The sequence below is a fragment of the Rhodococcus sp. 21391 genome, from assembly GCF_016772255.1.
In the GTDB taxonomy this organism is placed as follows: Bacteria; Actinomycetota; Actinomycetes; order Mycobacteriales; family Mycobacteriaceae; genus Rhodococcus_F; species Rhodococcus_F opacus.
The window spans coordinates 339,771-353,362 of record NZ_CP063782.1; the positions used below are offsets into that span (position 1 = coordinate 339,771).

Below are 13,592 nucleotides of genomic sequence, written 5' to 3' on the forward strand. Positions count from 1 at the left end.
CCATGGGATACGGCAAGTGGGATGACGACACCTACACCGCGGCCAAGACGTTCCGCGCCGCCCGCGGCGTCGACGACTTCGGCTACACCAGCGCGATGTACGCACGGCCGAGAGACCAGTGGAAGGCCGATCCGACCCTGGACCCGCTGGGTGTGACCGTGCGGGAATGCCGGGATTCGGCCGGGCACCCCGAGTCCCTACCGATCGCCGTGCTCTTCGACGTCACCGGTTCGATGGGCGCGGTACCGCGGATCATGCAGGACAAGCTCGGCAAACTGCACGGGCTGCTGCAGCGCAAGGGGTATGCCGACGACCCGCAGATCCTGTTCGGCGGCATCGGGGACGCCGACTCCGACCGAGTGCCCTTGCAGGTCGGTCAATTCGAATCCGGCAACGCCATGGACGAGCAACTCCGCACCATCTTCCTCGAAGGCAACGTCGGCGGGCAGAAGTCCGAAAGCTACGAACTGGCCGCATATTTCATTGCCCGTCACACCGCCACGGACGCGTGGGACAAACGCGGCCACAAGGGGTACCTGTTCATCATCGGCGACGAACTGAACAAGGCCCGACTGTCGGCCCGCAACGTGCGGACGGTGATCGGCGACGACCTCGACCGCGATGTCACCGTCGAGTCGGTGTACCGGGAACTCGAACGGCGGTGGAACGTCTACTTCGTACTGCCGAATCAGTCGGCGTACTTCCACGATCCCGAAATCGCGGCGCACTGGCAGCAGCTACTCGGGGAACGGTTCCTCAAGCTGGACGACCCGGGCGCGGTGTGCGAGCTGATCGCGCTGACGGTCGGCATGGGCGAGGACCGCATCGACCTCGGCGAGGGTCTGGCGGACCTGCGTGACGTCGGATCCGCCGCCGAAGCGGACACCGTCGGTCACGCGCTCGCCGTCCTCAGTGCGGCACGGACCCCCGTCGCGGTAAGTCCACTGCCGATCGATCCGGCCGGCAGCGACGACGTGTCCTTCACCTGACACCCATGCGGGAAGCGGGGCTTCCGATTCCCCGGTTCGGGTGCGAGCCCCGCCTCCCGACTCACTCCCCCTTTACGACAGGAAATCCCATGACCACGGTGTTCGGTGACCGCGACATCATCGTCGTCGACCTGGGCTTCGGCGACGGCGGCAAAGGCGCCACCGTCGACTGGCTCTGCGCACCGGACGCCGGCCTCGACGTCGCAGCCGTCGTCCGGTTCAACGGCGGCGCACAGGCCGCGCACAACGTCGTCGCCGACGGTCGCCACCACACCTTTTCCCAGTTCGGATCCGGAACCTTCTCCGGCGTTCCCACTGTGCTGTCGAAGCATGCCCTCGTCGAACCTATCGCCCTCGCCGCCGAGGCCCACGCCCTGGCCGCGCTGGGGGTGCCGAATCCGCTCCAGTTACTGCACATCGACGCCCACGCGCTACTGACCACCCCGATCCACGTCGCCGCCAACCGCGCCCGCGAGGACGCCCGCGGCGACGGCAGGCACGGCTCCTGCGGCAAGGGCATCGGCGAGACCACCGCCTACGCCCTCGATCACCCGGACGCACCCACCGTCGGGGACTGCCACCACCCAGCAGTTCTGCGTGCCAAACTTGCCGCGATGGCCGACCACTACCATCACCTGGTCTCCCCCAGCGTGCACCGGTGGCCCGACCTCGACGACATGGTCATCATGTACTCCGAATTCGCGGCCGCGGTCCGGATCACCGACGACGGTGACCTCGCCGCCCTCGCAAACGGAGGGCGCTTGGTTTACGAGGGCGCACAAGGAGTGCTACTCGACGAGTGGCGCGGGTTCCACCCACACACCACCTGGTCCACCGTGGAACCGAGCAACGCGCGCACATTCTCAGCCGAGCAGGGCCGCGACAGCCACGTCCTCGGCGTCACCCGCACCTACACCACCCGGCACGGTGCAGGGCCGATGCCCACCGAGAACCCAAGACTTGGTGCGGTCCTGCCCGAACTGCACAACGACACCGGCAGCTACCAGGGCACCTTCCGGATCGGGGACCTCGACGAGGTACTGATGCGGTACTCGACAAAGGTATGCGGCGGGGTGGACAGTCTGGCCGTCACCCACCTCGACGCCATCACCCGTGCCGCAGCGGCCGGCATCCCCCTCCGTAGCGCACGCCGGTACCCCGGCGTCGGCGACCATCTGCCCCTCGGGCCGTGGAAGGACCTCGCGCATCAACAACACCTCACCGACGTCCTGTCCGCACTCACGCCCGACACAGTCGAGTTGGCGACACATCCAGCAGACGTCGCGGCGCACCTCGGATCGCTGGTCGGCGCACCGGTGGTGCTCACCTCCGACGGTCCCAGTCGGGCCGCTCGTCGCGTCCGAGAACCTGCTGTCGCATGATCACCGTATGGAACAGTCATCCGTCTCCGTCGACGTGGTCGCTCTCCGGTTCGGCAATCCCGAACCCGGCTCGCTGCGCTACGGCGTCGCGCCCCGCCGCTGGGAGCCATACACCGGGCAGACAGCCCTGCCCGGTGTCCTTCTCGGCGCCGGTGAACGCCTCGAGACGGCAGCCCGCCGCGCCGTCACCACCAAGCTCGGTATCCCGGACGACGCGATCCTGGCCGTGGGACAACTCGAAGTGTTCGACGAACCAAGCCGCGACCCGCGAGGGCCGACCCTGTCCATCGCCATGTGGGCCGTCATCACCGCCGACAACATCACCACGGACCCCGCCGCCGCGACACTGTGGCGCGGCTTCGACGAACACGACAACCTCGCCTTCGACCACGACCGCATCGTCGCGGCCGCACGCCGCATCCTCGCCACCAGCCTCCTCTGGCGGGACACGACATTCACCCGGGCCCTCCTCGGCGCAGAATTCCCCGCCACCCACGCCGTCACGGTCACCACTGCCCTCACCGGCAGCCGACCCGATCAAGGCAATCTCAATCGCACACTCAAGGCGATACCGGGACTCGAACGCACCGACCAACGCGTCCGCGTGCAGGCTACCGGCCGACCGGCAGTCGTATGGCGTTGGGCCACAACATAAATGACATTCTCGCGGACACCGTGCCACTAGCGCACCGAGCGTGGCTAGTGTCCCTGCTGACCCCGGTCGCTAATGCGAGAATGGACGTAGCGACGCCTGGTCGCCGCCGTTCGGGGCCACAGCTCAGATTCGACACCTCATCAACTGTGACCAGGTTTTGCTCGGTGCTGTTCGGGATGATCTTGGGGAAGCAGCGCCGACTCGCCGATGCGAACCTTCCCGACCACTCGTCAGTGGTGCTGCCGCCTATTCGGAGTCTACCGTGCCGATATCGACCGTGAGGTCCTCGGTGTCGGCGAAGACCAGACGCCCGTCGTCAAGGGCGACCGCCCACCTATGGACAGGTGCCCAATCGTGGCCGCGTCCAGCGGTGTCGGTCAGTTCGGCGTAGTCCTCGACGATCACGCCTGTCGCTGCCTCAGGCTGCCTACGCACCAGCACCCGGGTGCCCACGCGCATCGCATCAGGTGACGCCGAATTCTTCTCGCTCTCGTCACTCATGGACTGCACCTTTCTTCGGCTGCCCCTCGGAGCATAAACGTGACCTATCCGCGCCCACCAGACGAACTCACAACCACCGGCCGATCTGTGATCAGGCTATGTGGGTTCACAAGTGCGCGGCCGCGCATGCGGCGAGCTGGAATGCGGCTCGCCCACGGACCGCATTGCGGTCGGATTCTCCGGGGCGAAGCGCGGAGTAATTCGACGTTCCGCGGGTACCCCCGACCTACGCTGCACAGAGGACTCGACGGCCCCGGTGGCAGCCAGGCCCAACGACCAGCGCTCCCCTTTCGCTGGCCGGAGGGCCGCTCGCCGCCGAAGCATCAAGAGCTCGCCCCCGCCCGTGGACACGGCGGCGCCCATAAAGTCTCTATCGAAACGGACACTGACCGGGTGGGTGAGCTTCGGTTTACCGGTGTGCTCGAGCTGGGGACGTCACGTCAAGTAGCGAATCGACAAGGTCCGCAGCCGCGGCGGTTCTTGCGAGGTTCTTTGTTGTCCCGCTACCGGTTGCTGTGTGGTCCAGGTAGCGGACGTCGCACGTGAACACCGGCGCGTGGGCGGCGCCCTCCATTCTCACGACCCACTGCGGGGAGGGATGGCCGTGGTGTTCGGCATGGCTGATCACCCAGGCGATCGGGTTCTTCTGCGCTCGCTCCCGCCGTCTCGATGCCTGGCCCGAATCCGAATCCATGGGTCCGCTGCGCGCTGATGCCGGCCTCGCCCGTACCCCTGCATGCGTGGTGCTCGGGGGCACCGGCTGCGGGTCGTCCCGCAGCGGAGAGCCGACCTCCGGATGGCTCTCCCCTTCCGCGACAGCCTTCGTCAGGCCCCACGCAGCGTCCTGCTCGGCTCGCTTCTTACTGCCCGCAGTGGCCCACGGCCCACAGACCTGACCCACCCGGAACCGGGCCGCGAACACCGGCGTGTGCGAGGGCCCGCGGTTATCGCCGTCGATCTCGGGCCGGGGCAGGTCGGGATGCGCCTGCAGCCACATCGACACCACACTCGGCCCGAACTCCGGATGCGCCCGCGATGCCCAGTCGAAGACCTCACGTCGGATCGGCGCCCAATTCTCCCCGGCTTCGAGCAACGTCACGATCGCGGTCACCGTCACGTCGTCGGACTGCACGCGGCGGCGCAACTCGTTGACCACGTCACCGATCGGGTCACGTGCTGTTGCAGCCGCGAGCACCTTCGCCCACCGCTTCGAGTCGAGTACCTCGAGTTCGCCGGCGACGACGACCTGCGCGGTCACCTTTCGATCACGTGCCTTGAAGTGCGCTGCCTTCTCTTCCCGGTCCGCTGCGATACGCCGGTTGATATCGGCGGCGAGGTTGCCGAGTTGCTCGCTCGTGTACGGGGCCGGAGCGGAGTCGAGGTGGGCGAAGATCACCCGCTGGGTGATCAGGTCCGACACCCGGCGCAGCGGCGACGTTGCGTGCGTGTACGCCGCCAACCGGAGCCCGTGATGGCCGTGCACCGTCGGGGCGTAGGTGGCAGCACGATACGACGATTGCAGACGCGAACGCAGCTTCTCGAACAGCACTGGATCGGTCATCGCCACCGCGACCTCCGCCGCGAGGTCCTCGGTGCTGCCCGCGGTCACCGCGCTGCGATGATTGCGGAACAGGACAGGAAGGTCCTCTTGCACACACCACATGGCGATCGCCTCGTTGGCTGCGATCATCAACTCCTGCACGATGACATATCCCACCGTGCGCACGTCCAGTGGGATCGGCGCGATTCCCCCTTCCTCGGTGGAGCCCCAGCCGTGCGCGAGATCGTAGAGGGCGAAGACACCGGACCTGCGACGTCCCTTAAGCAGCACCTGTGCGGCGTCATTTGCGGCTCGCACTCCCTCGTGTAGCGGGTCGTCAACGGACCCGAGGATTTCGGTGATTTGCCCATGATCAACCGCGACGCACCTGCCGGCCGGCACCCGCCCGCGATCGACGCTCACCCCGGACACCACCCCGTCCGCGGACAGATCAGCTAGTAACCGCAGCGTGGACCGCTCCGCTGTCTCGGTCAATGTCGCCGCCTGCTCGGTGTCGCGGCCGAGCATCGGTACTGTCCGACGAGACAGATACTTCGATTCACGGCGCAGGAATGCCGTCGCATCGGCGTCGGAACCTAAGGCCACGATGTCCGCGACCCCGGCGATGTGGACCTCCAGCTTCCAACCCGAACCGTCGGCGAGTTCGGTCACCGCGAACGCATCATCACGATCGAGGGCCTCGGACCGATCCACCATCAACAACGGCACACCACTTTCGGACACTGCGCCTCCTCAATCAGAATTCGGCAGCGACACTGCACCAGGAACCATCAGTACCGGCGAAGGTCATCAGGTCGATCACCCTCTTCCCTTTGATACACCCACCGATCCGGCCGACTTGCGCGACACCGCCGACGCCCTGTTGGGGCAACTTCTTCGCCGCCACTCTGGTGTCCCCCACACCCTTGAGGCCGGTCTCTTGTCCCTGAGTACCCGTTACTGCCGGATCTGACGAGAACCTACAGGGGAACCTCGTCTATAGGAGCGTCTCCAGCGTGCACGAACACGCCCGACCAGCACGAACATGACGACCACCTCGCTCAAAAGAGTAGATCTGGTCTAACACTCGCGCCGACAACCTAACGCGAGGCGCGCCGTGTATTCGGTGAGAGTTCACATTGCCCCTATCTGCCAGTGGACCTACGCGGCCGAGGTCCACCCAACACTCCACCCCGTCACCGCCTCCACCGCCCGGCTGGCCGCTGGCCACCGCGGATGGAAAATGCTGTCGCTGAATCGAAGTCGGTCATGACTGTTTTTTCGACGGATCCTACGAATGTGCCCGAACCGCCAGCCACAGTGGCATATTTCTGAGTATGCCCAGGTACCTGGTAACGCTCGATGATGGAACATCGAGCGAGAAGACATTCGAATCAGACTTTCACGCGATTAACGAGACGCACCGGCCCCATTCACCCCGGCGCGGCATCACCCAGATCGACCGTTACGACAGGGACGGAAGTCGGTTCCCTGTGTGGCCGTCCTCCCCCACCAAATCCCGCTGACACGCTTCTCTCCCGGGTTCGACGGCAGGTGGACGCCGACTGATCAAATCGCCCGTGCCGACATCTTGCCGACTTCTCGGCAACGAAGCCGACTCGCCCGGTGGCGTCCCCGCGAGTCGGCGCCACCCGCGCACCGGAGACAGCTTTGCCGGAGACCTCCATGCGTAGCGAAAATAGGACATTTGTCCAGTTTTACAACCTAATACCAACCTGTAGGTTTGATATGAACCAGTGGGAAATGCAGAAGGGAACGCCTTGCAGAAGCGTGCAATCGCTACGCGGCAGGCTGTAGTGGCCGCCGCGGCTGAGGTGTTTAACCGCCTGGGTTACGTGAAGGCGGGCCTACAGGAGATCATCTCCGAATCCGGGGTGACGAAGGGTTCACTGTACTTCCACTTCAGCTCGAAAGAGCAGTTGGCACGGGCAGTTATCGACGAGGGCTGCGCAAACCTCGAATCGGCATGCTCTCAACAATTCGACTCCCGCACACCAGCTCTGGAAACGTTGATCGGGATCTCGTATGTGATGATCCACCCGTCCAACAACGACGACCTGGTATTGGCCGCATTCCGCCTTCTCAACGAGATGGGCGACTTCCGGGGCACCGGGAACGTGGTCTTCGATCAATGGATCTCGACCTACCAGGCATTGGCGGCAAGGGCAGTCGAAGAAGGCGACTTCCGCGCTGACACAAATCCGGATGAGGCGGGCCGTCTGCTGCTGGAGATGACATTCGGCACGCGTCTACTAGCATCGGCAACCGACACACTGACGGAACTGCCTGAGCGTATGACCACCGCGTGGAAGGTTTTCCTGCCCGGGCTAGTCGACGACGCGAAAGTTGACTACTTCTCCCAGTTCGCCGCTCGTCGGCTGTCCTCCTACCTCGTGCCCTCCTAGCGAATCGCGTCACCGGGTCGACCAGGTGCGGACCCGAACCCCACCTCCGCTCACTGAAAGAGACGACGGCGCCCGACATACCCCCGGGTTCCAAATTTGGACCATCGCTCCGAGCATCAACTTGTCAAGACGCTATGGGCAGCAAAGCATCGCCATCCCCGGATAGCTGCTGTCGCAACCATGCGTGCCGACAGTTCCATGTTTGTCCAACACCGTGTTGGACAAGTACGTGGGTAGGGTAACCAGCATGTCGGCGCAGTCTGCACCGTGGTTACGTGGCGGCCGCGTCGCCGGCGATGAACGACTTCTCCTTCAAGTCGGTGAGGCGGACGCCAGTCGATTCTCGGTGGGGACGAGTTCGCGGACATCCGCGTGCAGGATGTCGTAGGTGTAGTTTGACCATCACCAACGGAGCGGTGGTCCCGGCCAGTAACGGACGACGTTGTTGCAGCGGCCCCTACTAGGCAGGAGCCAGAAGGTCGGAGCATGCTGGTCGTGGGATCCTATGCAGCAGCCGCCGCGTCGGATTGAGGGGCGCATTTCACCCGTCGCGGGAGCCCCCAAGCTCGCCACCATCACACTCCGACTCGGACCTACTATCTGGAAGTTCCTCCGAGTCAGGCCATTTAGCGAGTTTCACGCGGTGAAGGCAGGGGATCTTCCGCACGTACCCGTCCTTGGTGACACACCGTTCACCAATGCCTACGCGGCAGTGCGGACAGGGAATATGAGCAACGAACTCGAATGGATCCATCACTCACCTCCACGACCATTACCTCATATGACGACTATGACCGACCATGGCGAATCATGCCGCACCGACACACACGCCACCACCGACACCATTGCGCAATCCAGCCGAGCGCACGAAAGTGAGGAACCTTCGACTGCCCCATCTAGCGCCGGCACGGATGTGGGTAGCACGCCGCCCCCGTGCTCATGCCGCCGAAGCATCGAGAAGCGGCTTTGCGACGATGACCACCCAGACGACGTATTCTTCGAATACACCGTCGGCCACATCCGTAGACGTAAGAACAGCCATCCGGAGGTCGGTCCCAACCGCTCAGGAGGCGGACATGTCCTTTCCACCTGGCACGATGGCAAGGGACAGCCAGACGATCTGGCCGAACAACGCAACAAGGAGCACCATCATGGCACTGCCTGTCTTAACACCGGAACAACGCGCCGAGGCACTGGCGAAGGCCGCTGAAGCGCGCAAGGCGCGTAGCGAACTCCTCTCCGCAGTGAAGGCTGGAGACCTCAGCGTCGAAGCGGTGCTCACGAAGGCCGAAACAGACGAAATCGTGAAGAAGACGAAGGTCTCGGCGCTGCTCAAAGCTCTCCCCGGCGTCGGATCCGTGAAGGCCGCGAAGCTCCTCGAGGAACTGTCGATCGCCGAGACCCGTCGTATCGGCGGACTCGGAGCCAACCAGCGCCAGGCACTGATAGAAGCGTCGTCCGCCTCCTGACCGTGGAACTGCCACAGCCTCCGGCCAACTCGAAGTGAGATGGCTGGAGGCTGTTTGTCGAACTCGCGCGAAGGCGTGGACTCAGTGAGCGGCGCTGTACGCTTCCTCGATTTGAGCGGGAATACGTCCGCGCGCGGACAGCTGATAACCCTCCGTGGTCGCCCATTCCCGAATTTCCTTTGCCCGCTTGCGCCCCTGCGACGTTTCTACTGAAGGAGTCGACCGACGCTTCCTTCCGCCGACCCGAGTTGCGTGCTCGATGTAGTAGTCGAGAGTCTTGTGGAATTCCCTGGCGTTCTTGACCTTCAGATCGATCTCGTAGTCGACGCCGTCGACGGAGAACGCAATGGTCTCCCCGTTACCGTTCTTGATCGGAGTTCCGTCGATGTCGTCGACGCATTCGACAACAATCTTGCGCGCCACTGTTCCACTCCTTCATCGTCGATAACCCGGGGAACACTACTGCGAAGCAAGGTTCCCGTGCCACTCCGTGACAGGTTTCGAACAGGACACCGCTGATTCCGACGTTGAGCAGGGCGGCGCAATCAGTACCCACTCGGCATAGGTCACGGACCACAACTCGCATCGCACTGGAGCCGCGAAAAGTTCAAAGCAGTCCACATCCCGCAGGGCCTCTGGTTCACGGGCATACGCGCAACCATGACGCCCCACCGCCAGCTGATTCTCCTGGACCTACGCGGCCTGAACACCAACCGCGACAATGAATCACCGGCAGCCAGAAGTCATATTCTCGGCCAGCACGGAGCCTCGGAACCCGCGAGGAGCAACAACATGCGGCCATCGCGAGGCCTCGGATCTCCACACAGCTCAACAGGAGCCCGAACTGAAGGGCTGAATACTTCCAGTTCGCGCTGATGCGAACGGCGGGAATGCCTTCGGCCGTCTCACTGAGGACGACTGTAAATAGGACACGATCGGGCAATCAGGTGAACAGATCACCGCCGCCGGCCCGGCGGTCGCCTCACCTCCGTCTGGGTGATTTTCATGACACGCAGCCAATGTGGTTGACATCACTGAAGAAGAAGCTATGTACTTTACAAATATATGGATTCCACAGAAGGACTGATCTCGATGCGTACTCACCGGTCCGCACCCTCGGCGCTGGAGCTGTACTCAGCATTCCGACAACAACATCCTCACACAGCGATACCCGAGAACTACGTAACTGAATGTGGCTTCCAGCTCGGTCGCTGGCAGTACCGCCAGCGCGTCGCGCGAATGCTCGGCACTCTTCCCGCGGAGCGCATTCACCAACTCGATTCAATCGGCTTCGTATGGAGCGAAGACGACGCCCCACTACCCGCGGTCACCCGGACAGACAGCAAACGACGTCGAATGCTGGCCGAGATCGCCGCTTACCGTGAGCAGCACGGCAATGCACTCGTTCCCGCGAACTATGTCAACTCCGAAGGCGAGCAGGTAGGCCAATGGCTCTACCGGGCAGTGAAGAAGTGGCGAGCAGACGCGCTACCAGACGACGAGCGTGGCCCACTCGCCGCACTCGGAGTTACGCCCGGCCCCCGCCCACGCGGACCAAGAACCGCAGCGTAGAAACCGCTCCCGACCAACAGGATCTCCGCCAGGCGATGGAGAGCGGCCTCCGCGTCTTTGATGAATTGCCCGTCGAGGAGGTCCTTGGAAGTCCAGGCGCCGGAATCGTAGCCATCCGCCGGCACGGGCGGTAGAACATTCCCCGCAGGCAATACGTACGGACGTATTGCCTGCGGCAAGTCCGCACCCGCATTCCATCTTCTCGGCGAAGGACCCGTTCCTCATACTCTCACTAGGACAGGCGGCCACCCCAGGTCTTGATCCTTCCCAGTCGTCGCACCGCCCGCGACTACGCCAGACCCATCTGCTCGAGTATCTCCTCAGTGCGACGCAGGATCGCGTCCGCCTTCCGATCGATGTCCTCGAAAGCCTCAGCCAGATCCCCCAATGCCCGGACATCCGCATATTTCCGAGCAACAGCCGCCTCATACTGCTCGATGAGAGTTTCCGGGGCGGGCGATGCGCAGTCCACCCCGCCCTCGGAGCCGTCGAACCACGGCGAGGCCACCGCCTCTTCTACCTCGACATCGGCAAGCCTGCCTGTCGGATCGGAGCGGGTATGACTCGCCGAGGCAGCTCCCGTCAGATGCGCAGTAACGATCGCCGTGACCGACTTGCCGGACACCCCTCGGCGATCACGGCGGAGTGCGGCGAAATGTCCCCACTGATCGAAGCTCGGCAGCAGGGGCCCGTCTTGGCCCTCGCGCAGACCCGGCAGCATCCCGTAGGACTCCACCATGTCATCGGCAATCTCGTGAGCACTCGCAAGACTTCGAGCGAGCACTCGGTTCGAGGGGTAGCGATCGAAGAACGCCTGAAGGCGTGCCCATCTCAGGTAGATCGCTACGGGGCAGCACTGAGGGTTGTCCGCTAGTGGCTGCAGCTCCACAGCGTGTCCGCCACCGACGGTCACAATCTTCCCGTCATACGTGACGTCGCTCCGTTGAAGTTTCCCCACCTCAGTCGCGGATATCCCGACAATGCAGTTGAGAACCAGGATGAGCGCATCCCTTCGGCCAAACAGTCCTTGTGGCCAACCGACGGTGGGCAGCGTCAACAACACCCCGCGTGCGGAGCGAGCGAGATCGTCGCGTTTACCTGCACGTGCTGACAGAACTTGGCGGATCACTCGAGCAGACCCAGGCGCGGGGTACCCGCTGGCGTTGTGCACCCAATTGATCGCTGCAACGCGCCGCCGCTGGGTGGACTGCGCCGCCGGGTGCTCGTCAAGGAAGCTCGCGAGGGCAAGTGGATCAGCGGGCAGCGCCGATGCCGCGAGCGCAGTACACCAATCAGCGAACAGAGCCCAGTCGTATCGGTACTGCGCACCCTGACCGCGCCTGGAAAACAGCGCGGAAACATCCTGCACGCCTTCAATTTCCGTCTGCGCGATCATCACAGTACGAGGCTATGCAATACGATGCCGACGATCACGCACCCAAAGCCATGTGTCGCCCCGAGAGTTCGCTCCGGAGTCGGAGAGGTACCCACTCCGCACATTCGTTCGCATCGTCCCTTGGCGAGTCGCGGAACGAACGAAGATGCAACCGCACTCTCACCAAAGGCCCGCCCCATGTCACCTTCGCTAGCGTTACCGGGCCCGGAGCCCAACTATTCTTACGCTCGCCCACGAGACCATGCGAGACTAGCCCGCACGGCGCAAAGATCGGTCACGCTGCGAGTCGTTGTCCTGGCGCTCCGCAGCAGAGCCGGCCCGCAACGACTCTCCCCCGACCCTTTCGACAAACTCGTGGGAATGGCCTGCAAGAGCTGCGCGACGCCGAATCGCGGCGTGAATTGCCGCGCCCGACAGCGCCACCGCGTTGATGTTGCCGTTCGCACGGATAGCTCGGAATACCGGTAACGCCGGATCCTGGACAACTGGCGCCGCGGAAAGGCAGATGTGGCCTTCGAACTCCTCCTGCTGGTGGAGCAACCGAATCGCACCGGGACGACCGAAGCCGTCGACAGCCGAAACCACCTCGAGCCAGCGCCTGTAGGCACAACAAGCGCACATCGTGTGATCCTGTGATGACTGGACATGCTTGATCAAGCTCTCGCCCAGACCCCCGCGCCGCCCAACACGCTGGATACGAAGATCGCCGTCGCGGCCCTGCGCCACGTCAGCGATGGTGAGCATTGACAGCTCGCAGCGCCGGAATGCCCCCGCGAAACCCATTAACAACAGTGCGCTATCGCGGCGCTCCCGCGCTCGCTTAACCCATGTCGTCGCGTCCCGGCGACTCGTATCGACAATTCCCTCGACCTCGTCGATACGAAGTGGGTGCGCCCGCTTAGTTGGGCGGTCGCCGTTCTGCCTGTATGCCTTACGCGCCTGCGCGAGCGCATCTTTGACGCACGGCGACCGACCGGGCAGGGGCAATCCAGATGCGCGGTGCCAATAGTTGATGGACGCCACCCACCGACTCAATGTCGCAATGGAGTACATCCGATCGCCCGCCTCGGACCGCGTCTCAGCGTTCACACGCACATAATCAGCGACAGCACGAGGATCGGTGGGCATCAATGAAACTTCACGGGGCGCACACCAACTTGCGAACCTGATCCAGTCCTGACGGTAGTTTCTCGCGGTACTGGCGGATTGCAACCGGTCGAGGTCAGCGACGATTCGATCGTCAACTCCCGGCAGCGACACCGACGCGTCGTCGCCCGACGGAACGGAAGGCATTGTCTCCGGTGATGTCGGGTTTGCAGGGCGTGACGCATCGTGATTGCTCACGTGCCCATCATTCCAGGCATAGTCGTCAATTCGTGGATACGCTACGCCGTGCCGCGGTGGTAGCTGCGGCCGTGACCGCTTCGTGTGCCGGGTGTGGTGATGCACCGTGCATCACCCCCGAACACGCGGCTGACCGAAGTGGACCCCGCCCCGCCGTCACACAACCGCTCCCCGACGCTTCCTCCTGCTGTCGAGTCAACTCAGGACAGCTCCCTGCAACCCCTCGGTCGCAACTTCCAATGCTGGAGTGGCGCCTATACTCTTGGAAGGGGTCCTGACCTGGGGACTCTTCCGCATATCGAGTTCTGAGTGTCTTTT

At 63.7% G+C, this 13,592-nt stretch carries 13 protein-coding genes; 6 read left to right on the top strand and 7 right to left on the bottom strand.

The genetic code is table 11. The features are described from left to right. Nucleotides 1-2: 2 nt before the first annotated feature. The 3 genes from GO592_RS36255 (at nt 3) to GO592_RS36265 (ending at nt 3,026) form a co-directional block, all read left to right on the top strand. Nucleotides 3-989, top strand: a complete 987-nt coding sequence (locus GO592_RS36255; RefSeq protein ID WP_007299717.1) for a hypothetical protein — start codon at nt 3-5, stop codon at nt 987-989. Between the two features lie 89 nt (nt 990-1,078). Next, on the top strand, nt 1,079-2,371 hold the full coding sequence (locus tag GO592_RS36260; protein ID WP_007299716.1) for an adenylosuccinate synthetase: 1,293 nt from the start codon (nt 1,079-1,081) through the stop codon (nt 2,369-2,371). A gap of 7 nt (nt 2,372-2,378) precedes the next feature. Further along, a complete protein-coding gene (locus GO592_RS36265; RefSeq protein ID WP_007299715.1) occupies nt 2,379-3,026 on the top strand; it encodes an NUDIX hydrolase in 648 nt (215 codons plus the stop codon). A 246-nt stretch (nt 3,027-3,272) separates the two neighbouring features. On the opposite strand, the gene GO592_RS36270 is transcribed toward GO592_RS36265, so the two are convergent. The 3 genes from GO592_RS36270 to GO592_RS36280 form a co-directional block, all read right to left on the bottom strand. Beyond that, nucleotides 3,273-3,527: a hypothetical protein gene (locus tag GO592_RS36270; RefSeq protein WP_050787626.1), complete on the bottom strand. Its 255-nt coding sequence runs from the start codon at nt 3,525-3,527 to the stop codon at nt 3,273-3,275. Between the two features lie 409 nt (nt 3,528-3,936). Further along, nucleotides 3,937-5,784 (bottom strand): RNB domain-containing ribonuclease, encoded by a 1,848-nt coding sequence (locus GO592_RS36275; RefSeq protein ID WP_011599371.1) that lies wholly within the window; start codon nt 5,782-5,784, stop codon nt 3,937-3,939. A 40-nt stretch (nt 5,785-5,824) separates the two neighbouring features. Further along, nucleotides 5,825-5,974, bottom strand: coding sequence for a hypothetical protein (locus GO592_RS36280; RefSeq protein WP_157234314.1), 150 nt, complete (start codon nt 5,972-5,974; stop codon nt 5,825-5,827). Nucleotides 5,975-6,824: 850 nt separating this feature from the next. Between GO592_RS36280 and GO592_RS36285 the strand changes: the two genes are divergently transcribed. Next, the gene (locus tag GO592_RS36285; protein ID WP_272943287.1) at nt 6,825-7,493 is read left to right on the top strand and encodes a ScbR family autoregulator-binding transcription factor; all 669 of its coding nucleotides are present in this window, start codon (nt 6,825-6,827) and stop codon (nt 7,491-7,493) included. Between the two features lie 541 nt (nt 7,494-8,034). Here the strand turns inward: GO592_RS36285 and GO592_RS46740 are convergent. Further along, on the bottom strand, nt 8,035-8,247 hold the full coding sequence (locus GO592_RS46740; RefSeq protein ID WP_420228115.1) for a zinc finger domain-containing protein: 213 nt from the start codon (nt 8,245-8,247) through the stop codon (nt 8,035-8,037). A 397-nt stretch (nt 8,248-8,644) separates the two neighbouring features. Here GO592_RS46740 and mihF point away from each other — a divergent pair, with 397 nt between their 5' ends. Then, entirely contained in the window at nt 8,645-8,962 is a 318-nt protein-coding gene (gene mihF, locus GO592_RS36290) for an integration host factor, actinobacterial type (RefSeq protein WP_005564740.1), read from the top strand. 81 nt (nt 8,963-9,043) lie between these two features. Here mihF and GO592_RS36295 read toward each other — a convergent pair whose 3' ends face one another. Continuing rightward, the gene (locus GO592_RS36295) at nt 9,044-9,385 is read right to left on the bottom strand and encodes a histone-like nucleoid-structuring protein Lsr2 (RefSeq protein WP_007299711.1); all 342 of its coding nucleotides are present in this window, start codon (nt 9,383-9,385) and stop codon (nt 9,044-9,046) included. Nucleotides 9,386-10,027: 642 nt separating this feature from the next. Between GO592_RS36295 and GO592_RS36300 the strand changes: the two genes are divergently transcribed. Beyond that, on the top strand, nt 10,028-10,534 hold the full coding sequence (locus GO592_RS36300; protein WP_007299710.1) for a helicase associated domain-containing protein: 507 nt from the start codon (nt 10,028-10,030) through the stop codon (nt 10,532-10,534). A 289-nt stretch (nt 10,535-10,823) separates the two neighbouring features. Here GO592_RS36300 and GO592_RS36305 read toward each other — a convergent pair whose 3' ends face one another. Together GO592_RS36305 and GO592_RS36310 are read right to left on the bottom strand one after the other, a co-directional pair. Then, nucleotides 10,824-11,930 carry a hypothetical protein gene (locus tag GO592_RS36305; protein ID WP_007299709.1) on the bottom strand — a complete coding sequence of 369 codons (1,107 nt, stop codon included), beginning with the start codon at nt 11,928-11,930 and terminating at the stop codon, nt 10,824-10,826. Nucleotides 11,931-12,179: 249 nt separating this feature from the next. After that, a complete protein-coding gene (locus GO592_RS36310; RefSeq protein ID WP_237720560.1) occupies nt 12,180-13,274 on the bottom strand; it encodes an integrase in 1,095 nt (364 codons plus the stop codon). Between the last annotated feature and the right edge of the window lie 318 nt (nt 13,275-13,592).